The organism is Nocardia carnea (assembly GCF_029868325.1).
GTDB lineage: Bacteria > Actinomycetota > Actinomycetes > Mycobacteriales > Mycobacteriaceae > Nocardia > Nocardia carnea_C.
In genome coordinates this window covers 55250-78014 of record NZ_JARWNW010000104.1, presented here as the reverse complement: position 1 = coordinate 78014, position 22765 = coordinate 55250, and the positions used below count along the sequence as shown (strand labels likewise).

Here is a 22765-nt window from a genome sequence, read left to right as displayed (position 1 = left end):
CGAGGAGGGGTCGCCGGGTCACGGCTGCCCCACTCCCACGCCCGCACCGAATCCCGCGCCCACGGTGCCGCCGACGAGTGCACCGGCCGCTGCGGCGGGCACCCCGGCCACTACAGCGCCTACGACCGCACCCGCCGCCGCACCCAACGCGGTACCTGCTACGCCGGAGGTCACCGTGCCGATCACCGGCACTGCCACGACCGTGCCGAGCGCGGCCCCGGCAATTCCACCGATGGTGCCGCCGATCAAACCACCCACGACCGCACCGGCCGCCGCGGCCGGGACACCCGCCACCGCGCCGCCGATCGCGCCCCCGACACCGGCACCGGCGACGGTGGCTCCCGCGACCCGATCCGATCGGCCGGCCGGGATACCGACCGAGTCCAGGAAGGTTGCGGCTTGGGCTTCGAGGTCGGCGCTGACCGTGTTGATCGTGTCGCCGACTTCCGGCGGCAGCCACTCCGGCTCTGCGAACTCGGCTTGGCCGATCCGGATCATGTCCGGCGGTGGCTCGATCGGGGCGACCGGTTCGACCGGCACCGGGGCATGCAACTGCATCACAGACATCGGCGGCGCGGGAGCGGGCGAGGGTTCCGGGCGAAGCGTTGCACCGTTGCGGATCTCGGGCGGCTGTTCCGGATACACCGCCGGCGCGGGCGGAGCGGGTGGAGGTGGAGGCGGAGCGGGAGCCTCGGTTCCGGGCTGGGCCGGCGCGGTGACTCCCGGCTGGTCGGCGATCGGGGCGAGCGTCACCGCACTCGCATGCTGGCTGGCCAGCAGCATCAGCACCGGTACCGCACCGGCAGCGATCAGGCGGCCACCCCACAGCATCCGCCCGCCATAGGTCAGGCATGCGCGGCGGCCCCCCAGCCTCGGCAGCGTGACGGCAACCGAGGAGGTATTCCCTTTTTCGGGCACGACAAATAACCCTTCCGATCGAAGGAGAAAGAAAATCAGCAATGATTCGGAATTGCGCGAGAGTGCGACCAATTCCCGCACCTCCCGGCTGCAGACCGCAGCCGGGAGTGCCGCTATCCCATTTACCTCAACTAGAGGGAAATGAGCCGGACTATCACAGGAACGGCAAAGCCAGCCCGAACGCCTGCGTAGCGAAGTTCAGGACACTCGAGGCCAGCGACACGCCAGCGTCGAGCAGCGTCAAGATCGAGTACAGATCCACGGTTTCCCTTTCGGAGGAGGTGCGATACCCCACCATCACAGCCCCGGAAAACACTGCTACGCCAGCCTTTCGACGGGTAATGATTCTGTTGCCAATGCTGTTACCCCTCCGGCGGCACATCATGGCCTGCACCTATAGGTAAAAGTGGTAACGCGAGTGTCAGTCGAAAATTTTGCGGACGCATGTCCCGCTCGACAGAAGACGCGGAGAATACGCCACTCGTGCGATGCCGAGGGCTTCAGCTATTTATTAGCCACTTCACAGCGAATGTTGTTGTCCGGGTCTTTACTTCTCTGGTAAGAAAGAGATCAACTCGGGGGAGTTAACCCTTCAAGTTAGCTCAGGGTGAAGGGACTACGGAAGACTGTAGTAGGAGGGGCTTGACGTGAACCGGAGGACGAATCCATCCCACGATCGGCGACGGCGCCCAGGTCGTGACGAATCAGAGTTGCCCGACCTCGGCCGTTGGGTGCGCCGGGTCCGCGAGCAGCGCCAACTCACCCGAGCGCGCGCCGCCGAACTCCTCCACATCAGCACCGAGCTGCTCAAGAAGATCGAGCACGGCGACGTCGCGTGCTCGCCGGTGGTGCTGGACCATCTGGTCACCGCCTACGGCCTCGATCATGCCCAGCAACGCCACACCCGCGACCTCGCCCAACCACCGATACCGCTGTCACCCGTGGCCGATTTACGCGCCCGCGCAGGTACTCCCGAGCACCGCACGAAGCTGGCCTATCTCGACCGCCGCAACCTGGCCGGCGCCTACGTCGATCCCCTGTGGAACGTCGTGCTCGCCAACGACCGTTTCCGTGCAGAGCTGCCCGACGTCGAGCACTACCGCGACAACTTCGCGTTATGGTTCTTCCACCCCGGCTCTACCGCTCCCACCGCCGAAGCCTTTGTCGTGCAGTGGGACTGCGCCGCCGCCCATTTGGTCGCCTCGCTGCGTGGCGCATTCGGACGCCACCGCACAGCCCCGGGCGCATTCACGCTCTACCAGGAGCTTCGTGGCGCGGCCCCTTTCACCCAGATCTGGGACACCAGCCTCTCGGTCGCCTTCGGCTTCCGGACCGAGCAACCCATCCTCGTGCGCGACCCCGCCGCAGGTGAGCCGTGCACCGTGCGAATCCACCTTGGCGCGCAAGGCTCCCCCGATCTGCACTTCTTCCTCGCCTACCGCGACCCGCACCACCGACCGGCGCTCTGACAGATCCGCCACCCGCCCGCACAAGCCAGCGGGACCAACCGAACAGGAGTAACTGGAATGGAAACCACACTCACCCGCATCAGTCGCTATCGCCCCGCACCGGCACCCCGTCCTTCATGCCCGGCCACCATCACCCACCTACCCTCGCAGAGACGAGCGCGGTGAGATGCCCAAGACTCCCGTGCTCACCGGCATGCCCGACTTCCACGACTCGGTGGAATACCTGCGCCGCCAGCATCACCTCTCCCGCGAGTCCGCCGCCCACGAAGCGGGCTTCAGCGGCTCCTACCTCCACCAGCTCATCCGGAAGCGCACTACTCCTAGCGCCCGCATCTTCGCCAAACTGGCCGACTCCTTCGACCTCGACACCTCGCAGCGACAGCACCTGTACGACCTGTGGCAACCGCCCGCCTACCTCCCACCCGCTGCCGAGCTACGCCGCCAGCTCACCGAATTCGGCGTCCAACACCACCTCGACCACCTCGACTCCCAAGAAGTCCTGGCCGCCTACTTCGACCCCCTCCAAACCGTCCTGCACGGCAACCACCTGTTCCACCGCGTGATGCCCGGCCTCGCCGACGCCGACGACAACATCCTGCAATGGATACTCTCGCCCGCCGGCCGCGACAGCATCGACAACTGGGAATACGAACTCCGCTACGTCGTCACACTCGTGCGGTCAGCCCTGGGGCGATACCGCGATCTGCCTCGAGCACGATCACTGTTCCGGACACTGCGCACACAGCCCGAGTTCCGCCGTGTCTGGGACTCCACCCCCATGCAGGTCACCTACCGCTGGTCCCGCCCAGCACCGACCGGAATACGAATACCCGGCACCAACAAACACCTCTCCCTCAGCTTCGAAGTCGACGAATACAACGCATGCCCCGACGGCGTCCTCATCACCCACGGCCTCTACAACACACCCGCGATCGCCTGCTGAAACACGGTCTGAGAGACACGACACCGGACGCCGCGGTGAAACCATGAGCACCCCACGAACAGGCACTACCCGACCCCGGGTGATCCGATTCCGCCACAACGGACACGACACCGAGAGACGAAAGCGCCGGCGAACTCGCAGCACCAGACCGGCGAGGCCGGGTTCATCTGTTGCGCCGACCGGCGAAGGATCTCGATGCACGACCAGCTGACGCACAATTGGCCACAGCTCGGCAATCGGGATATCGAAGAGGCGCTGACCGCCCGGATTCTGGAGAAGGTCGACTAACGCCCGCGCTCCAGCCCTCGGTCACGTTCCCGTCCCCTGGTGCGGCTATTCCTGGTTTGACCGGCCTTGGGGTGTTCGTGGTGGTGGCGTAGTGATTCGGCACCCGGTGTCGGCGGGCCCATGCGTAGTACGTCGGCCGCCTCTCGGCCGCTCATCGGTGTCCGTTCTCCTCGTGCAGCGGCTTCCCGGCGTTCGAGGGTGCGCTGGGCCAACCGGTCGGCGGCTTCGCGCTGCTGCTGCCGTTCCTCCCGTTCTTTGCGCTCTCGTCCCTGCTGTTCGATGGCTCGTTGGGCTGCCTCCTGGACGCGCTGCCTTTCTTGGACCTTGTCGCGGAGCTCCTTGGCTCTCTGGGCACGGCGTAGTTCCTGCTGGCTGATCAGTTCGAGCTGGTTGCGGTCGCGGGTGAGTTCTTGTCCTACCCGGCGGGCCTGTTTCGCCTGCTTTTTGTCGACCTCGACTACCTGGAAGCGTTCGGGGAAGTCGCGGAGTAGCTTGTCGAGTTCTCTGCGGACCGCGGGTTCGGCGGCGCCCTGTTTCATGATCCAGAGTCCGGTCGCGTGCGGATCTCGCTCGAGCACCCGCCGGTCCTGTGCTATCTGGCTCATCGTGAGGTCGCCGCCGACGATCTGGCCGGCCTTGTACTCGCGGAACTCAAGGCCGCCCTTCTCGTTTATTCTGGCGGCGTCGTGTTTTCGCGTCTGGCCATCCAGGGTTATGGCACGCTCGTGCTGCCAGCCGTTCTTGGTGGTCTCACCCCGGATCTCGGCCATGCCGTAATGGAACTCCCGGCCGATCTCCTGGGACTTACGCCCGCGCTTCGAGGCTTCCCGTTGTTCACGTCGGGCGACTTCCAGGTCGTGTCGCCGCAGATTGGGTCGGCGCAGGTGTTCATCGTTGGTGGACATCCCCCCACACGCCGATCACCGCAGGCCGTGCTTGCGTTCGAAGTCGAACTGGCTGTGCGGTAGTCCGTGGGCCTGTGCGTAGTCGACGGACCGCGAGTACCACGCCTGGCCGATGGTGTTGTCGAAGTCGCCCTCTTCTGCCGCGCTGAAAAGCAGGTGTTCGGGGTTGTCGGAGTCTTCCGTCCAGTCGTAGTAGATGGCTGGGCCAAACCCGAACAGCACCGTTTCGGAGGGTCGATTGACCCACCGGCCACCGAGGCGTTGAACGAAATACTCTCCGATATACGCGACAAACTGCGCCACGGTATCGGTGTTCTTCGACTCCATCAGGGAGTCCTCATCGGGGAAGAGATAGCCGAACGCATCGGAGAGCCAATCGTCAACCATCTCGTTGCTGTACACGTCAACCCCCACCGGCATAGGACCCACCGGTTTTCCGGCCGGCGTCGACCAATCGGCGGGGACCCGAGAAAGCGAGTCGGTGAACAGAGCGGCCGCCGCGTCGTCGACCTGACTCAGCCACACCACCCACTCCGGATCGTCCTGCGCGGCCCGGTCTACGTCGTCATTCATCGGTCAATTCCTTTCCCCTCGTAGCTGAGGGCAGCGTACCGAGGGTCTCCCATATCTGTTTTCGCTATCAGAGGAGTTCTCTGGACACACACGCAGTCTCGACCGCGACAGGCGCGTGACTGTCCTCAAGGCGGCCTGCCAGCGAGAACCGTAGTCCGGAGTAGCCCATTGACCCCCAAGCAGCCTGCTCGACCGGCACGCCAAGGGTCCATGCTGAACCGGTCATCGGTCCCTCCTGCGCCACGCGGGGACTTCACAGCGGTACTCCTTAAGAACAGCGGCGCGGCCGACATCGGCGGCGAGAAACTCGACCGGACTTTCACGCTGGTGCGGCGAGGGGTTCGGCGATTGGGCGCGGTACCTGAGAGGGCTGAGGCGGACTAGTATTCCGGACTCGCACCGGCGCTAGCGGTTGGGGTCGGTCCGGAAGGCGGGTGTGATGCAAGAGTTGGTGCATAGCCAGCGAGCTCACGATCATCGCCGCAACCGGGCTATACGTAGTCGTCGTCGTTGTGACCGTCCAGGTAAGCGACCGCGGCAGCGAACCGCACGCATTCCGCCCCGTGGCCGCCATGCAGGCGACGGACGAAGTCCGCCTCCTCGTAGCAAGCGAAGCAGGGCTCGGCTTCGCGGCACTCGGCATGCCAAGACCGCCATCGATCGCGATCGGCGGCCCCGATTCGGGTGTGCGAGGCGGGTGCGTTCACTGCGCTGTCAACCCGCGCTCGTCCCAACCGGCCCGGTCACTCCACGCCTGCAGGAAGTCCGGGGCGAACATCGGGGCGTCCGGGAGCTCGGGGATATCGAACGCTGCGGCCAGCAGGACCTGGTTCGCGGACACGATCACCCGGTGATGCCGCAGTGCGTCGTGGATCTCCTCGGCCAGGCCCGGCGACTGCTGGTGGTGGGCGTTGAACCAGCCGCTGTGCCGGTCAAGGTAGGTCAATGCCACCACCGCCGCGCATGCGTAGGCGATGGTGGAGGCGGCGGGGTCGGTTCCCGGGTCCGCGGCGATCAGGGCAGCGGTGACCATGAGCCTGACTCCGGTCGTGCGGGCGAGGTCGGCGCGAGTCGAATCGATACCCAGCGCTGTGCCTTCGGGCTCGTATGCTTCATCGCTCTGTTCAAGGCCGATGGCGGTGTAAAGGTCGGTGGCCAGGGTGTGTTCCCGGGCGATGATCATGTCGAGCCACCACGGCGAGCTGGTCGGGGTGCCGGGCAGTTTCAGTGTCGACAGCGCGTGATGGGTGCGACCGGCGGCTTTCTCCAGGACTTGGTTTTCGCCTTCGGCGGTTTTGGAACCGGTGGCGCCTGCGTTCCAGTCGGGGTAGTAGTTGCAGCGCAGCTGTCCTTGCGCACCCGCCCGCGCGCTACATGTGCGTAAGGCTTTCTCCGCGATCGTGGTCAACATCGGTTTGACCACCGTCATCCACAGCGGCAACCGGTCCTGCTGGGCGGGATCGGTCGCCAGGTCGCGGACCATCCGACCCAGCACGCCGCCTGCGTAGACGTGGGCGGCGGAGGTGACGAGGTCGCGTTGCAACACGTCACTGTGACCGTGGGGCCGCTGCCGGGAGTAGTTGATCAGTCCGGCGACTCCGGCGCGGGCGGCAGCGATATTGGCGGTGGCCAAATCGAGGCGGCCCCCGACCAACGGGCTGATCGAGCGGTGGCAGCGCCGCCGCACATCGGGTTCGGCACAGCGGAACTCGCCGTCATCGGTGATCGTGGCCCAATCTCCGCCGAGGAACCCCTCGCGAGGGACGAACAGCCGATCGGCGCGGACCCAACCGTGGTCCATGGCGGCACCGAGTTTGCTGGACATCCCGCCCACCTCGACACCGTCGGCAAGCCCTTCGTCGAGGGTGCGCAGGCGGGTCAGGAACAGGAACACGCCCTCGTCGCGACCCTCGAAGATCAGGCGGGCGCTGAACACGACGATCTTCGGCACCGTGTTGTCGGCGATATTCGGCGGGCCTTTCACCGACCCGATTGTCGGGTTGGACAGCCAGAAGCCGTCCGCGTCGCGATCCCACACCGCTTGCATTCGCTGGTCGGCGCCGTTGGTACCCCCGAGTTCTGTCAGGGCGAGGACACCGATGGCGTCGCCGGTGTCGAGGTCAGCCAGGCACTGCTGCTGGTAGGGGGCTCCGGTGCCGTGCGTGCCGATCGCGCCGATGGCCAGGTCGAAATGACCGGTCCAGACTGTCAGCAAGTGGGGTGCAGCGACCGCGGCCCAGTCGCCGAGGGCACCTCGCAGGTGGGTGTCGGCGGTGATCTCGTGTGCGGGGAGCCCGATCCCACCGAGGACGGCGCGTAGGAGGACGGGGGCGATGGCGGCTTCCTGCGCGTAGGTCAGATCATCTTGGGGGATGTCGCCGAGTCGGAGGATGATCTCGCGGGCTTTGCGGTGGGTGGCCAGATGCCGGCCGTAGATCGAGTCCCGCAGCGCGACCACGGCGGGGTCTCCGCCCTGGTATCCGATTGGGTTGATCTGGTCGAGTATTGTTGTCATGGTGGATAACTCGTTTCGGTAGCGCTCGACCGAGCGGGTTGAACTGGGCCGGTGGCGCGGGGTACGGACGGCTACAGGACAGGAAGGGGCGATGTCGGCTCGAACACGACGGGCAGGGCGGTGAGCGCACGGTGGAAGGGGCCGGGGCGCCAGGTGAGGTGCTCACGTGGGACGGCCAGCTGCATATCGGGTAGTGCGTCGAAGAGTTGGCCGATCGCCTCGCCGACGATGAGGTCCGAGGATTGGTAGGCCATTTTCGGGCAGCGGTGCCGGCCGGCTCCGCGGCCGAGGTGCCAGCCGTTGCCGCCGCCGTAGTCCCAGTCGCTGTCGGTGTCGCGGCGCAGCTTGGGGTCGTTGTTGGCCGCGGCCATGCTGATCACCACGGGCTGGTTCGCGGGCAGCCATACCCCGTCGATGAGCGTCCGGGCTCTGGGGTAGGTGATGCAGTAGTTTGCCATCGGCGGGTCGGTGGTCAGGTTTTCGACCATCGCATCGGTGACCAGCGGGGCGAAACCTTCTTGGTTGGGCCGGTAGCGGGGGTCGGTGAGCATCAACAGGATCGTGTTGGCGGCGTGGTTGCGCGGCACTTCGATGCCCGCGGTCAGTAGCGTCACCAGCTGATGCTGTTTCTCCTCGTGAGACAGGTCGGTAGCGGTGTGCACGAGGTGGGCCGTGACATCGGTATCGGCCGGGAGAGGGCGTTTGGAATCCATGAGCGCACCCAGGGCACTGCCCAGCATCGCCTCGACATCGACGGTGGCGTCGGTGTCGAACATCGCTGCGGTGGCGGTCAGGACCTTGTCGACGAGTTGCGGCGGGCAGCCCATGATGTCGGTGGTGAGGACGGAGATGAAGAAGGGGGCGAGGTACTGGCTGATCAGGTCCGCGCTGCCGTCCCCGCAGAAGCTGTTGATCAGTGGGATCGCCGTGCGTGCGGCGGCCGCGCGCACGTAATGCAGGTCGATCACCGCCAACCCGGCATTGAGTGCTTTGCGATATCGGCCGTGCACGTCCCTAGTGGTGCGGAGCGGGTTGGGCCGATATTCCATCATCGGCCGCAGCGGATGCCGGGCGGGCAGCGTTTTCTGCCAGGTCCGCGGGTCGGCCGGGAACCGGTCATCGTCGTTGAGGATCTGTTTCGCGGTGTCGTAGCCGATCACCAGGGTCGCCGGAACATCCTCGGCCAGCAGCACCGGGACCAGCGATCGGCCACCGGCACGCATCTGCTGGTAGACCGCATGCGGGTCCTGGGCGAACGCGGCGTCGTACATGCGATAGCGCGGCCCCAGGTCTTCGATCGACGGGTACGACTGCGGAGTGGAGACTTGCGGGGCACTGCTATGCAGCGAGTGAGATTGCACGAGACGGTCCTTACGAGAGGTTCAGCGGCGGTGCGGGGGTGAACGTCACGGGCAGTGCGGTCAACGCGCGCAGGAACGGAGTCGGAAACCAACTCAGCTGCTCGGCGGGTATCGCCAACTGCATCACCGGCAGCGCATCGAGGAGTTGTTCGAGCCCGATAGAGGCGATGAGCAGCGCGAGAGCGCTCGATGGGCATTGATGTGTACCAGCGCCCCACCCCAGATGCGCACGGTTACCGTGACGTTCGCCGGTATGGATGGCCGGATCCGCATTCGCCGCCCGAATACCGATAACCACCGGTTGATGCGCGGGCAGCCACACCCCATCCAGCCGCGGCGCGGTCGGATAACGCACGCACCCATTCGCCACCGGAGGGTCGAGGAACAACGTCTCCTCGACCGCTTCGCGCGCCCCGAGCGCCCCGCCCAGGACATCACCGGTAAACCGGTCGTCGGTGAGCAACAACCGCAGCGTATTCACCAGCAGTGAGATGGTCGGCTCAGCCCCGGAGAGGTAGAACTCCGCCAGCTGCCGCACGACCTCGTGGTCGGTCAGGTCGGCTGGATGTTGTGTCAGCCGCGTCGCTACATCGTCGGTCGGTGCGGTTCTCTTCTGGCTCACCACCTCGTGCAGTACCGCGGCGGCGAGGATGTATCCCTGCTCTGCGGCCTGGGCCTCGGTCGCGGTCATGTGTTCGGTCAGTGCCTGATACAGGTGCGCACTCGCGTCCTCGGGTACCCCGAGGATCTGGCCCAGAACCGCGTACACCAGCGGCACACCGTATTCGGAGCGCAGATCAGCCTGCCCGCCTTCACAAAACGCGTTGATCAGCTCGACCGCGGCGAGTTCCACCTGGGCCCGGACGTTGTGCAGGTTCACCCCGCCCAGAACATCGACCACCACGCCCCGGTACCGGGCGTGATCGGCGCCGGACGTGCGTGCCGCGGTCGGCCGCCACTCCAGAACAGGACGCACCGGGCACTCAACCGACACCTGTTTCTGCCAGGCCCGCGGGTCGGCGGAATAGAACTCATCACGCAGGATGGCCAGCGCCTTGCCGTATCCCGTCACCAGCGTCGCCGGCACCTCGTCGGCCAGCGTGACCGGGCCCAACGGCCCGAACTGCTCGCGCATCTGCTGGTAAGAGCGATCCGGATCGGCAGCGAACGCCGCACCCTGTAGCGGTACCGCCCGGCCGTCCGGCGCCATCGGTGAGCCCTGCGCGATCCCCGATCCCCCAGATAGGCTCTGTGGTGGACGGGCAAGAGACCTGTTCACAAGCACTCCAAGCGATACATGAAACCGAAATGCACGTGTCCCCCTGCGGTACACGTGGCATCGCCGGCGTCGAGAGGGTGGACTTCTGGGGTGTTCGACGTACCGGCTGAGGCAGATTCAGGCTGGCAGAGCACAAGATTCGCGAACATGAGCCGCTGCCCTAGACTTGCCCTACTCTCGTGTTCGACCGAGTGTCGACGCACAGTCTCAGTGGCGACCGATAAGGGGATGAACGGGGCCGATGGCGTCAGTGGTGGCCCGCTGGACGGGATACGAGGCCCGCGCCTTGCGTGAGGCCACAAGGATGAGCGTTCGCGAGTTCGCCGCTCATCTGGGGGTGAACGATGCAGCGGTCTCCAACTGGGAGCGGCGTGGGATCGAAGCCAAGCTACGCTATGAGACTCAGCAGATTCTCGATACCGAACTCGCCCGATCTGAGCCGGATGTAGTAGCCAGGTTCGAGTTCATCCTCCAGCCGGAGGGGGAAAACAATCCCCCTGGAACAGGAACGATTCCGAATCAGCCAGAGACCGGCGAGCCCGACCTTGGACTCCGGTCCAGGCGGCGAACGGTGGCTCTCCTCGATACAGCGACCACGGTCCTCATGAAGGGACCGTATCGAGTCGATGACGCCGCAGTCGCGTCGTTTTGCCAATTCCTCACCTCCACGGCGAGGGTTTACGTCATTGCGGGCGGTGTGGGTAGCGGAAAGACCTGCCTTTCTCATCACTTGGTTCGCGAATGCCGGGAAACGGTGGACTTCCAACTTCACCTTTGCCAGACGTGGGTTCTGCCGACGACGGACCTGGCTACCGAAGTCCTGCGGTACGCCTCGTTGTCGAGTGGCGATGATGCGCTACTCACTCTGGAGCGCGTCGTAGGCGGACTCGCGTCTCCCTGCGTTGTCGTTATCGATGGCATCTCTTCAGCGGAGCACCTTTCCTTCGCCGGTCGGCAAGTCGATGGCATCTTGCGCCAAACAGATTCGCATCACCTCCGGTTTGTCCTCGTCGTCCGGACGCCGCCCGAGCTCGACCTCTCCCCTTTTCCGATCCTGGCGGCCTCTACATTCGGACACGTCAGCGCATCACCGGCGGCTTCGTACACCCTGGCACCGTGGACGATGACCGAGACACGCGAGTGGTGGGACCGCACGCGCCGCGAGCGCGGAATACCGTTCTCGCACCTTCCGGGGCCGCTGCAATCCCTGGCATCTATCCCTCTGTATTCGCAGATGCTTCACAGCGCAGGAGAGCCTCTCCACGAGGGACTCCCTGATGGTCCGGCGAATGGGTTCCGCCTTGTCGACCACTGCGTGCGGACTGTTCTCAGCCGCAACGCCCAACCCATCGAGCCGTCCATCGAGAGCCTCATACAGGTAGCCCGTGCACTGGATCCGAACGCGATTCCGCCGTCTCTGACCACCGCTTCACAGAAAACCGATTACCGCGGCGAGCCTCCGCAGCCGACTCCGATTTTCGTGGAGCAGGACCCCGACGGAGGCACGCGTTTCGCCCACGACATCTTCCGTGTCTACTTCCTTGCTAACTGGATTTCGGACCGGTTGGCCGAGACCGGGAGATCTGCCGCAACCGTCCTAGCATTCAACGAACTGGCTGTTCGCGCGTCACAGTCCGCCGCAGCCCGCAATCTCTTCGATTTTGTGGTGTGTGCACTCGACTCCCGTGCCCACCACCTCATCGAACTGATCGCCCTGGCGCCATCGATCACGATGGACGTAGCGCTCCCGATGCTGCTCGAGACCATGGCGACCAACGGCGTACTGGCAGAAGACGCTATTCGTTCTTCCGCCCACCGCTGCACCCAGTCGCAGGCACTGACCAAAGCGGTGCTGGCCACACCGAACCTCCCGGAAATCCTCGGCGATCAGCACGCGCCTTGGGTGGTCGAACAACTACGCACCCACGGCTCACAGCTCTGGTCCTCCATCGCCGAACATGTCGAGGACGTCCTGAACGTAGAGATCAGCACTCGAATCGTCAGCTGCATCGACCTCGACAGCCCTGCGGAAGCGGCCTTCCTCGCCCGCTACTTCGACCTGTTCACCAATGCCGGCCACGACCCATTCGGTCTCCTGCATCAACTCGTACATGATCTCGACTGGCGTGTACGCGCGGCCCTCGCCGAATCATTACCGGGACGTGGCACGCTCAGCCCTACACAGGTGAACTCCCTGATCGAGCAACTCGCAGCCGATTACGACTACAAAGTGCGAGCGGGCCTCGCCAGGGCGGTCAGCGCCCTCGACACCGCCGCTTCCCGTCCTGTCCTTCGGTTGATGCTCACCGACAACAACTGGCATGTACGCGAGCAAGCACTCCAGTCGGTCGTCACCGGACGACAGAACCCGGTGCCTGATCCAGCGCTCACGGGCGAAGTCATTGCCATCATCTCCGGTGATAAGAGCTGGCTCAGACCCCCGGTACACGTCGCGAAGCTCATCACCCGAATACAGTTGCTCAGCGGCACAACCACTCCGGATCCACAATTCCGGGAGGATACCGGCCTGATCGGCCTTCTCAAGGAAGTGCGTTCCGGCTGGATCACATTGCCGACCGAACGCGAGCAAGTCTTGGTCCGCTGCGGTCAGGAGTCCTCTCACTGGCTGCTTGCACGCGAAGCCGAAGCGGTCCGACGGCGACATGAGTCCGGAACGCCCAGCATCCAGGAGTGGTACCGGCGGCGCCGCGGCAGGCGTTCGCTCCAGGTAGCCCTCGATGTTCATTCGCTCGACCGGGCAACAGCGATAGCCCGCGTGGCCGTCGAGGCCGGCGTGGACTTCATCGAGATCGGTGATCCCCTGATCAAACGGGAGGGCGTCGCAGCGATCGAAGCGATCAAGCAGTGCGCGCCGGACACCGCCGTCGTCGCGGAGATGATGTCCGCAGACTGGGGCCGCGACCAGGTCGAACTCGCCGCTGAAGCGGGCGCTGATGTCGTCCTCTTGATCGGTCCTGCATCGATGGCCAGCGTTTCCACCGCGGTCGCAGCGGCCCGGCGCCTGGGTGTCGCACTCACCCTCGATGCCACAACCGAGCACGCTACGCCGGCCTGGCTGCGCGATATGGAGCGCGCCGGTATCGATGGCTTCGTGGTCACCACCAATATCGACCTCGGCGTCGGCAGCAGCCACCCCCTGGCCACCGCTGCCGCGGTCCGCCGATACAGTCAGCTGCCGGTCGCGGTCTCCGGCGGCTTCAGTCCCGGTGACGACGCGCTGAGTAATGACGAATGGGACATTGCCATCATCGGTCGCAGCATTGCCGACGCTGTCGCACCGAGCGACACCGCCGGCCAGCTGGCCACCCTAGCCCGTAAGATCCGCGCCAAGGAGCATTTGTGATCATCACGCCGCTGCAGCCAGAACACATCGGCGAAGTCCGTCAGCTCATGCAGCTCGGTGAGCCCTATATCAGCGCGCGCACCCTGTCGGACTACTGGCTGTATGCGACGCTGTTTTCCACCACCTGCCCCGTCGCAGTCGACGAACGGAACATACTCGCAGGCGCAGTGATCGCCTTCCGAAGTCAGGATGACCCTGCCGACGTGTACGTCCAGGACGTGATGGTTCATCCGCATTACCGCCGCCGAAACATCGCACGAACGCTTCTCGGCGCAGTGCGATCCCGAGCTGCGGGATGGGGTTGCACGCGACTGTACTTGACGTCTGAACCCGAAAACCGCGCAGCACACTCCAGCTGGATCGCACTGGGGTTCGAGAACGTCGAGGGCGACAAGGAGGTCGGCGGGGTCTCCGTGACTGCCGACTTCAAAGGCCCGGGCCGAGACCGAGCTGTCTACGCCCTTTTCCTGGAGTAGGTCTTCCGTATCTGATTCGCCTCGTTGGTTCCTGGGCACCGGCTGCTCATCCTTGCTCAGGAATCGCACGCCAGGGCCCGGCGCCCGACTGCAATCCATGAAGCGGGCCAGCGCCGGGTCAGGCGACACTGCCGCGTAACACCTCCACGCAGAACTACAGCAGAACTAGGACAGGACCGCGGTATCTACTTTCGGCCTCACCAACGACGCTGGTCACGAGTACGCGACTCCTCGTCGCCGACGGCCGAGCATCGTAACCTGTCGTTTCCGGCACCGGCCTCACCCGAGGCGAGGAGGCCCATTCGAGTGAGAGGTGAGCCCGTCATGCTCACACCGGAAACAGATGCCCAGTTCGCCGAAACCTGCCGAGAGGAAGGAATCAACCCGGCCGAAGCCGCCCGCTCGATAGCCGACGGGACGATGGTCTTTCTCCGGTCCGAAGCCAGCAGGCATATGGAGAACTTCAAACCCCTCCTTGTCGGCACCGGCACCAGGCCCAAGATCAGCGGCCTGATCGGGCTGGGGCCGCGTGACACCGATCGACAGGCCATCGTCGACACGATGAGCGTCATCCTCGCCGCACGTCCCGATGCCGTCATGGACCTCACGACCAATCCCGAAGGTGTCGCGCTACGGGCCGACCTCAAGGAGATCATGGGCGTTCCACTGGGGGCTTGCCTGACTTATGACTTGTTCACCGATCCCCGCCGGCGCATGAGTCGTGCGGAATTCCTCGAGCGATTCGAGATGGGATTGGCGACCGGGGTCGACTACGTGCTTGTCCATATGGGTATCACCCCGGCGATATCCGAGGCGATGAAGAAATCGACCCGCATCGTGCCCACCACTTCGCGCGGCGGCGGACTGATCGACCGCTACATGCGGATCAATCACTGCGACAACCCCTTGATCGAGCACCTCGACGGCATCATCGAGATCTGCCGGCGCCGCGAGGTCGTACTCGACCTCGGCGATATCTTCCGGCCTGCCTGCACTGCGGACGCCGCCAACGATGAACTGAAGTGGATGGAGCTGCGGCTGCTGGCCCAGCTTCGTGCCGAAATACTGCGCGGCGGCGTGCAGGTGCTGTGTGAAAGCGGCGGGCACATCCCACTCCATCTAATCCCCGATCTCATCCCCGCCTACAAGGAAGCCCTGGGCGGCGCGCCGCTGTGGCTGGCCGGACCCATGGTGATCGACAATGCCGTCACACTCGACCAGGTCGTCAATACGCTCGGTATCCTCGCCGCCGGCCAGTGCGGCGGCGATATGTTCGCCTCCATCACCCACAACGAGCATTACGCCATGCCGACCGCACCCGATACCGCCGAAGCCATCCGCTTCGCACGAGTCGCGATCACTGCATTGGAGTTGGCTCGCGGAAAGGAATCCGAGACCACCCGGCAGCGCGCGATGGGGCAGTCCCGGCGCCGCAACTCCTGGGCCGAGCAGGCCCAGCTGGCGCTATACCCGGACCTGGCAGATCAGGCGTTCATCCGGGAAGGACTCAAAGACGGCGCACCGTGCACGATCTGCGGCAAGTACTGCCCGCTGGTCATCGTCCACAAAGACAACGAGAAGCCGGTCACAACCTCGGCAGCACGGCCCCTGCCCGTCATCAAGCGGGAGGACTGATCATGCTGGCCACTGATATACGGCACAGCATTGTGCGGCGCCTCCCCGATTCCGCCGAACTCGACGATGTCGCGACCGACGTCGCGGACCGCCTCCTGTCGATCGGCCGCCGGGTACCACCGGAAGACTGGCTGATTGTCGGTGGTTCCCTCGCCCGCGGCGAGCCGACATTCGTGCGGCACGAGCAGCAGTACGTGCTGATCTCCGATATCGATTTCCTGTATGTCCACTCCGGGCAGCGGCCATCGATGCCGGTGGCGGAGCTGGTCGAGTTGGCCGAACAATACTTTTCGACTGTCGATCTCATGGTTCTGCCGTTGTCCGGTTACCGCCGTATCCAAACCTCGCTCGGCTACGACTTCAAGAATCTCGGTGTAGCACTTGCCGACACCGGTCTTCCAGGCCATACCCCTGTCGAGCTGGATGCCCGCGACGCCTACGAGATCCTGCTCTACTACACGCAAGCATATTTCTGGTGCGGGCTGCACGACTGGTGGCTCAACGGCGAAGACACTGCGCAACACCACCTCGTGACCAACCGGCTGTGCATGAAGATCCTTCGCGCCACCGCGATGCTGGACGGCGCCTACGCGCACCACGACTTCGACCGCATGCCACGGCCTATCGCGGACCGGATGAGTGCAGAACTACGCTGGCGCCGTGCCCCATCGAAGCCTCCGATGGCCCCGGGGCGATTCTGGACCTATCTCGCCGAAGCATTAGCGCGTTTCGATACCGAATTCGGGCAACGGCGAGCTGATGCGGTCAACTACAGCCGGTACGCCACGACAAGCAGCGGTCGGATCGTCGCCCGCCACCACCAGGCGGCCCATCAGTTGGCGCGGGCAATGGCTGACGCATGGCTCGTCACAGGCGACCCGCGGGCATTGGCTACGGTGAAGCACCGTGCGTGGGCGGAATACACCGGCTGGGACGGCACCCACATACAGCCCAGCCCGGAAGACTACTTCCGCCGCCACAAACAGGACATTCACGACCATCTATTGGCGATGAAAGTGCAGATTGTATGAAACTGCTGGTCACCGGAGGTGCAGGCTACGTCGGCGCCACCGTCGCTCGCATGGCACGCGACGCCGGGCACCAGGTCGTCATCGTCGACGACCTCTCCCGCAACGACGACCGCCAGATCCCCTCCGGCGTGGTCTTCGCGCGGCTACGCGTCCACGACATCGCCGATGTCCTCACCCGTCAAGCTGGTTTCGACGCAGTCCTGCACTTCGCCGGCCTCATCGCCGCCGGCGAATCCATGACACATCCGGAATGGCATTGGGACAACAACACCCGTGCCTCGCTAGCTCTTCTCGACGCCATGCGCGCCGCCGAGGTCGGCAAACTGGTGTTCTCCTCCACCGCCGCCGTTTACGGCGAACCGACCGAACTGCCGCTCACCGAGACCTCACCCACCAGCCCGGTCAACACCTACGGCGACACCAAACTCGCCGTCGACCGCGCCATCGCGTCCTACACCCGCACGGGCACCCTCGGCGCGACCTCGCTGCGCTACTTCAACGTCGCCGGCGCCCACGCCTGCGACGACGGCACCATGATCGGCGAGCGACACGACCCCGAAACCCACCTCATCCCCCTCGCCCTGGACGCCGCACTAGGCCACCGCGACAAACTCTCCTTGTTCGGCGACGACTACCCCACCGCCGACGGCACCTGCGTCCGCGACTACATCCACATCACCGACCTCGCCCGCGCCCATCTGCTCGCACTCGACACAATCGAGCCAGGCGAACACAAAATCTACAACCTCGGCAACGGCATCGGCTTCTCCAACCTCCAAGTCATACAGGCCGTACGAGAAGTCGCCGGAGCACAGTTCGACGTCGAGATCGCCCCACGGCGCGCCGGAGATCCCGCCACCCTCTACGCATCCTCGGACCTAGCGCACAGCGAACTCGGATGGAAACCAGAGAAACCCGACATCGCCGACATCGTCGCCGACGCCTGGACATTCCACCGCACCCACCGGAAACCGAACTAACAGGACACTGATGACCACCCCCTCGCTGGACACCGAGTACGCCGACCTCACTCCCCTGCAGGTCCGCATCGCCACGCACCAGCGCCACTCCGAACATCCCGACGACCCCGTCGCCGCAGTCCTGGCCGCTCTCGGTCTCACCGGCAGCGAGGCCCTCGCCGATATCGGGTGCGGCGACGCACGTTTCCTCGCGTACCTCCGCGAAATGGGCCACACCGGCCGTCTCGTCGGCGTGGACACCTCACGAACCATGGTCGCCGCCGCGGCCACGATCACCGGCGTCACCGCCATTCACGGCGAGGCCAGCAGACTCCCGCTTCAGGACGACGAGTTCGACGTGTGTACCGCCCGGCACATGCTCTACCACGTCACGGACCCACTCATCGCGCTCTCAGAGTTCCGGCGCATCACCCGACCCGGCGGGAAGGTCTCTGTCACCGTCAACCACGCCCGAACCTGCCATCGCACACACCAACTCGTCGCCGCGCACGCCCGCAACTACGGACTCACCCCGCCAGACGGAATGGTCAACCACACCGTAACCAGCGACACCTTGCCCGACATGATGCAGGACGTATTCGGCAATACTGCGATCGAAACCCACGACAACACGCTGATTTTCGACCGGCCCACGCCGCTGATCGCCTTTGCCGAGGCACTGTTCACCTTCTGCGGCATCGCACCCGATTCCCCGCACCGCGTTCAGATCCTCGCCGACCTCACCACCGATATCGAACACTGGTTCATTGCCCACCCGAACCAATTCTGGCGCGACTCGAAGGGCTATACCGTCGCAACGTCAATCATCAATGGCTAACCACAGCGCAGGTGGTAGTCCGGCCACTACGCGGCTGTCAGCTCGAATTCTCGGGCTTCGATACCCGCGACGAAGGCGGTCCATTCGTCTGGTGTGAAGACCAATGCGACGGTGGTGGCGCGGCATCTAACGGTCACCCAGCCGTCGTCGTGGTGGTGGATTACGGGCAGGTACGGCGCATAGTCTGCAGCTGGCTTCGTTGAGTGGCGGCAAAAAATTGGCCAATGACCGGCTGGTATCGAGATCACTGGCTGCGCAGCAGGGTCGTTCTCCGAGTTCCGAAGATATTTGCTGTCACGCATGAGCACCTGGTCGCCGATGAAGTTGACCTCGACGCACGAGGCGCCCCCGTTATTGCTAAACGAACTTTTCCGCCAGCCTCGGCGGATGTGCGTGGTCATTGTTACTCCATGTTCTTGAACTGCGCGATCCGGTGCTCGATGGCTGCCGCGGTGTCCTCGGGTGTGTACGCCTTCTGACGCAGCCGGTCGGCGGCCAGTGTGTACAAGTCTACTTGCGGGTGATCCTGGAGGTAGAGGGCGCCGGTGTGGTACTCGACGTAGGCGATGCCGCGGGCTTCGGCGAAGTTGAGGACGATGAACGAGCCGGGAAGCCCGTCGTGCACCGCCACCCGAGTCGGGATCACCTGGAACCGGACGTTGTCCTGGTCCATCAATGTGAGCAGGTGTTCCAGTTGCTCGCGCATGACGCGCGGGCCGCCGACGGGGCGGTCCAGCGCCGCCTCTTCGACGACGGCGCTGAGCTGGAGCGGGTTGTCGGTTCCGGACAGGCGTTGCCGGGCCATCCGCGCGCGGACCGACTGCGCCAAGTCCATGGTCGGTATGTGGAGGCTGTCGCCGAGGAGGGCGGTGGCGTAGTCCGGCGTTTGGATTTGTCCTGGGAGGACCTTGTCGGCGTACTCGAATTGCTGGGTCGCCAGACCTTCCAAACCGACGAAGGTCTTGAACCAGTCCGGTAGCACCTCACCGAAGGGTGCCCACCAGGTGCCGTGGTCGGCGCGTCCGGCCAGCGTGACGGTTCGGTCCACGTCTTCGACCTTGACGCCGTAGTAGCGCAGGAGTGCAGCGACCTCGTCGGGTGCTTGCTGGGTCTTGCCGCTCTCCATATAGCTGAGCTTCGCCGGCGTGCAGCCGATGTGTTTGGCGGCCTCGGCCTGCTTGACCCGTGCCTGTTCGCGGGCCGAGCGCAGGTCGTGGCCGACCAGGAAACGCAACGCCGACGGGTCGAAACGTTCGTCGCGCATGTCGTCCTTTCCCAGCTGCCGGTATCTGCGGACAAGTTACCGCATGAACTTCACCGCAAGCGTAGCGTTATTGTTCGATTTAAGTTTAAATCGATTCGTCACGTCAAGAATCAGCGGCCCTTATGGAGCCACTCGATCGAGGCAGGAGGCGGTCATGACCGTGCGTGTCATCGACAACTCGTTAATGCTGAGCGACCACACGAAACACCACGCCAGGTCAACCGGGAACGACGGATGGGTGGTGAGTTATCTGCCCGGCCGGACGCTGTCACGCGCCCAAGCGGAAGCGTCCCTGCTCGTCCTCGAAGACATCGCGGCGCTGCGGGCACACGCCGGGCTGCTGGGGCTGACCGTGCTGGAGGTCATGGGCATGGCAGCGAAGGAGTGCCCGTGGTCAGTGCCCCGGAAGGAAGGGTTCGCCGCGCGTGCGCTGGCCTGGGCGGGGGTGTCGCGGTGATCGCGCGGCGGACATGTTCGGTGGCGAGCCCGATCGTGGCGTTCAGCGCAGGCGCGGCCCGCGGGCGTCGCATGGTCGCCTCGATGCAGCCGGTACCGGGATCTCCCCTGTTTGTGGTCACCGGCGGGCGTCACCGGAAGGCGGAGTGATGTTCGAGAACTGTCACACCCCCTTCGAGGTGGCGCACGTCTATCGCGGCATGGGATTTCCGGTTTCGTGCAGGTTCGGTCGGGTCGCGGTGACCGCGTCCAGATCGCTGGGTGCGGTGGTGATGCCACCGGATGTGGGCACCGTGGTCCGGCAAGAACTCGAGCGCGACCACGCCATCGCTGCGCCGGTGCTGACCTATCATCGGCCGCGTCGCGACTGGGTGTTCGTTGTCGGTCCGGGATCGGGCAGCGCGCTCGGTGCCGCCGTCCGTACGGCGCTGCAGCGTGCGGGGGTGCGAGTGCTGACGGAGGGGCAGCAGGTGTGGCTGCCGATGTCCGATCAGCCCCTCACCTGGTACTGGATCTGGCCCCCGACCACTGCCCAAGCTCTACCATCCCGGTCCACGGTGCTCGCCACGGCCCGCCGCCAACTCCTGACCGGACGGCGGTAACCGAGATGCGCGCCAGCACTCGCATTCCACGGCCTGCCCGTCTCACCGATCCGTCGGAATCGTTGTTCCCCACCGGAGAAGCACTGCTGTCGGCCATCCGGGGCCACCACGTAGGCCCTCACCCACTCACGTCGATCGCCGACCGGTTCGGGCAACTGCACCAGCAGTATCTCCACGGCCCCGCCTGCCCGGCATGCCCACACCGCGCCGAGCTATCGCGGCAGGCAGATCTCTGGGTGGCCGAGCATGTACCGCCCCCGCACCCGGAGGCGATCTTGCACTCGGAATCATTGGGGATCGTGATCGATCGGCTCGCCGTTCAGCAGGTTCAGGCGTTTCACCTGCTGATGAACGCCGAACCGTCCGACCCGATCGTGCACGCCGCGTGGTATCGCCTCGCGGAATTGGTCGACGACTACACCGATCTGACGACCGCGGTCGCGCGCCGGTCCCGACGCCTCCCCTGCACAGCCCGTCCGTAATCACCTGGGCGGCTTCACGCGCCCACACCGGAAGGAGTTCCGACAATTTCTATTCCCGGCCTATCCGCGTCCGGCCACCAGCCTTCACCACCTGTCGGTACCGCCGCCGATGGGTTGGTGTTCCTCGATACCGATATCGGGTGGCAGCCAGGAGGTCTCGTGGCCTTGGTTGTCGCGGCGCGGGTGGTGCCGAATCTGGTGGTGGTCACTGCCGATGAAACCCGTGGCGGCCGCGCGCAGCTGGCCCGCCACGCGCTGAACCTGCTCGACCGCACCGACGTTGCGGTCATCCCGGGCTTCGATCTGGGCGGCGAAGATCGTTTCCTCCTCGACACCGGCCACGTGTTTCCCGAACACGGCGAGGACTTCCTCGAACGCATCCGCGATCTCGATCGCATGATCGCCGCCGTGGTCGAACTCTGCGAAACCACCACCGGCCCGATCCAATGGGTGGGGCTGGGTCCGATGTCCAACCTCACCGCTGTCATCTCCCGCCTACCCGAGATCGCCGACCGAGTGAGGGTCACCCAACTGGGCGGGGTACACGACCGCCACCACGGCAAGACGGCTGTCTCGGAGAACTTCCGTATCGACCCCACATCTGCCGGGCTGGCCCTGCGCGCACTACACACACCGCGCCTAATACTGGGTGACCACACCGACCATGACGCCCTCCAGATCACTCCCGACTCCCCGCTCCTCCAGATGTTCGAACAACCCACCGCGCCGAGATGGGCGGATCTGCTGGCGCTGCACCTACGGGCATGGTTCGTCCGCGAACGCACGGCCCGGCTGCGGGATCCACTGCCACTCAGCGCCGCTCTCGGGCTTCTCTTCGTTACCTTCCGCACCGAGAGAATCGAGATACACCCTGATGGGCGTCTGTCAAGCACACCCCACGGGCGGCAGATACAGGTATCGGACACCGTCGACTACGCCGCCGCCCGGACCTGGATGCACAACGCGATACACACATAAGCCCTCCCGGTCTCCTCGCAGCGGAACACGAGCGACTCAACCGGTGGTAGGCCGCTGATCGAAATCTCGGCGCGCATGCTTGGGGTGAGCACGCGGGCCAGCGTTGACGCGATGAGCGGCGGAAACCGGTGCTAGCCTTGGCCTCAGGCCGGCCGAACCCCCCTTGGCCGGTCGACTCCGCAGCTACGGCTGCGATAAGCAGCGGCACCGCCGATCCGCATTCCCCCCTTATGCGCGACGGTGCCGCTGCTCCCTGCTGTCGCCCACCGCTCGACGGAGATGGGGACGGCAGGCGGCCAGCGAGGCGATGCGACATCAACCCCGCAGTAGTCACCGACGATGGCCACACGCTGGACACCTCATCGACGCTCAGCCCAGGGCGAAATCCGCTTCGATTACCGGTCATCCAGCAAAAATTCCCAGGTCATC

21 protein-coding genes are annotated in these 22765 nt (G+C 65.0%); 12 read left to right on the top strand and 9 right to left on the bottom strand.

Annotated elements, in window-relative coordinates:
• Positions 1 to 18: 18 nt before the first annotated feature.
• Both QH196_RS07265 and QH196_RS07260 read right to left on the bottom strand, forming a co-directional pair.
• Entirely contained in the window at positions 19 to 918 is a 900-nt protein-coding gene (locus QH196_RS07265) for a hypothetical protein (RefSeq protein ID WP_280414977.1), read from the bottom strand.
• Positions 919 to 1072: 154 nt separating this feature from the next.
• Positions 1073 to 1234, bottom strand: a complete 162-nt coding sequence (locus QH196_RS07260) for a hypothetical protein (RefSeq protein ID WP_280414976.1) — start codon at positions 1232 to 1234, stop codon at positions 1073 to 1075.
• Positions 1235 to 1628: 394 nt separating this feature from the next.
• Between QH196_RS07260 and QH196_RS07255 the strand changes: the two genes are divergently transcribed.
• Both QH196_RS07255 and QH196_RS07250 read left to right on the top strand, forming a co-directional pair.
• Entirely contained in the window at positions 1629 to 2387 is a 759-nt protein-coding gene (locus QH196_RS07255) for a helix-turn-helix domain-containing protein (RefSeq protein ID WP_280414975.1), read from the top strand.
• A gap of 166 nt (positions 2388 to 2553) precedes the next feature.
• Positions 2554 to 3330: a helix-turn-helix domain-containing protein gene (locus QH196_RS07250; protein ID WP_280414974.1), complete on the top strand. Its 777-nt coding sequence runs from the start codon at positions 2554 to 2556 to the stop codon at positions 3328 to 3330.
• A 284-nt stretch (positions 3331 to 3614) separates the two neighbouring features.
• Here QH196_RS07250 and QH196_RS07245 read toward each other — a convergent pair whose 3' ends face one another.
• From QH196_RS07245 to QH196_RS07225, 5 genes are all read right to left on the bottom strand, one after another.
• The gene (locus QH196_RS07245) at positions 3615 to 4523 is read right to left on the bottom strand and encodes a hypothetical protein (RefSeq protein WP_280414973.1); all 909 of its coding nucleotides are present in this window, start codon (positions 4521 to 4523) and stop codon (positions 3615 to 3617) included.
• Between the two features lie 15 nt (positions 4524 to 4538).
• Entirely contained in the window at positions 4539 to 5096 is a 558-nt protein-coding gene (locus QH196_RS07240; protein ID WP_280414972.1) for a hypothetical protein, read from the bottom strand.
• Positions 5097 to 5799: 703 nt separating this feature from the next.
• A complete protein-coding gene (locus QH196_RS07235; protein WP_280414971.1) occupies positions 5800 to 7611 on the bottom strand; it encodes a hypothetical protein in 1812 nt (603 codons plus the stop codon).
• A gap of 71 nt (positions 7612 to 7682) precedes the next feature.
• Positions 7683 to 8972 (bottom strand): cytochrome P450, encoded by a 1290-nt coding sequence (locus QH196_RS07230; RefSeq protein ID WP_280414970.1) that lies wholly within the window; start codon positions 8970 to 8972, stop codon positions 7683 to 7685.
• Between the two features lie 10 nt (positions 8973 to 8982).
• On the bottom strand, positions 8983 to 10182 hold the full coding sequence (locus tag QH196_RS07225) for a cytochrome P450 (RefSeq protein WP_280414969.1): 1200 nt from the start codon (positions 10180 to 10182) through the stop codon (positions 8983 to 8985).
• 310 nt (positions 10183 to 10492) lie between these two features.
• On the opposite strand from QH196_RS07225, the gene QH196_RS07220 reads away from it, so the two are divergent.
• From QH196_RS07220 to QH196_RS07195, 6 genes are all read left to right on the top strand, one after another.
• A complete protein-coding gene (locus QH196_RS07220; protein ID WP_280414968.1) occupies positions 10493 to 13615 on the top strand; it encodes an orotidine 5'-phosphate decarboxylase / HUMPS family protein in 3123 nt (1040 codons plus the stop codon).
• Positions 13612 to 14091: a GNAT family N-acetyltransferase gene (locus QH196_RS07215; protein WP_280414967.1), complete on the top strand. Its 480-nt coding sequence runs from the start codon at positions 13612 to 13614 to the stop codon at positions 14089 to 14091. The genes QH196_RS07220 and QH196_RS07215 overlap by 4 nt, the downstream gene beginning before the upstream one ends.
• A 324-nt stretch (positions 14092 to 14415) precedes the next feature.
• Complete coding sequence (locus tag QH196_RS07210) at positions 14416 to 15726, top strand: phosphomethylpyrimidine synthase ThiC (protein WP_280414966.1); 1311 nt, start codon at positions 14416 to 14418, stop codon at positions 15724 to 15726.
• A gap of 2 nt (positions 15727 to 15728) precedes the next feature.
• Positions 15729 to 16757, top strand: a complete 1029-nt coding sequence (locus QH196_RS07205) for a hypothetical protein (RefSeq protein WP_280414965.1) — start codon at positions 15729 to 15731, stop codon at positions 16755 to 16757.
• The gene (galE, locus tag QH196_RS07200; RefSeq protein ID WP_280414964.1) at positions 16754 to 17737 is read left to right on the top strand and encodes a UDP-glucose 4-epimerase GalE; all 984 of its coding nucleotides are present in this window, start codon (positions 16754 to 16756) and stop codon (positions 17735 to 17737) included. The genes QH196_RS07205 and galE overlap by 4 nt, the downstream gene beginning before the upstream one ends.
• A 10-nt stretch (positions 17738 to 17747) precedes the next feature.
• Positions 17748 to 18554, top strand: coding sequence for a class I SAM-dependent methyltransferase (locus QH196_RS07195; protein ID WP_280414963.1), 807 nt, complete (start codon positions 17748 to 17750; stop codon positions 18552 to 18554).
• A 26-nt stretch (positions 18555 to 18580) separates the two neighbouring features.
• Here the strand turns inward: QH196_RS07195 and QH196_RS07190 are convergent, their stop codons facing one another.
• Together QH196_RS07190 and QH196_RS07185 are read right to left on the bottom strand one after the other, a co-directional pair.
• Positions 18581 to 18955 carry a DUF397 domain-containing protein gene (locus QH196_RS07190; RefSeq protein WP_280414962.1) on the bottom strand — a complete coding sequence of 125 codons (375 nt, stop codon included), beginning with the start codon at positions 18953 to 18955 and terminating at the stop codon, positions 18581 to 18583.
• A 2-nt stretch (positions 18956 to 18957) separates the two neighbouring features.
• Complete coding sequence (locus tag QH196_RS07185) at positions 18958 to 19818, bottom strand: helix-turn-helix domain-containing protein (protein WP_280414961.1); 861 nt, start codon at positions 19816 to 19818, stop codon at positions 18958 to 18960.
• 154 nt (positions 19819 to 19972) lie between these two features.
• Between QH196_RS07185 and QH196_RS07180 the strand changes: the two genes are divergently transcribed.
• From QH196_RS07180 to QH196_RS07165, 4 genes are all read left to right on the top strand, one after another.
• Entirely contained in the window at positions 19973 to 20275 is a 303-nt protein-coding gene (locus tag QH196_RS07180; protein ID WP_280414960.1) for a hypothetical protein, read from the top strand.
• 238 nt (positions 20276 to 20513) lie between these two features.
• Positions 20514 to 20876 (top strand): hypothetical protein, encoded by a 363-nt coding sequence (locus tag QH196_RS07175; RefSeq protein ID WP_280414959.1) that lies wholly within the window; start codon positions 20514 to 20516, stop codon positions 20874 to 20876.
• 5 nt (positions 20877 to 20881) lie between these two features.
• Positions 20882 to 21358 (top strand): DUF4254 domain-containing protein, encoded by a 477-nt coding sequence (locus QH196_RS07170; protein ID WP_280414958.1) that lies wholly within the window; start codon positions 20882 to 20884, stop codon positions 21356 to 21358.
• A gap of 117 nt (positions 21359 to 21475) precedes the next feature.
• Positions 21476 to 22336 carry a nucleoside hydrolase gene (locus QH196_RS07165; protein WP_280414957.1) on the top strand — a complete coding sequence of 287 codons (861 nt, stop codon included), beginning with the start codon at positions 21476 to 21478 and terminating at the stop codon, positions 22334 to 22336.
• Positions 22337 to 22765: the final 429 nt, after the last annotated feature.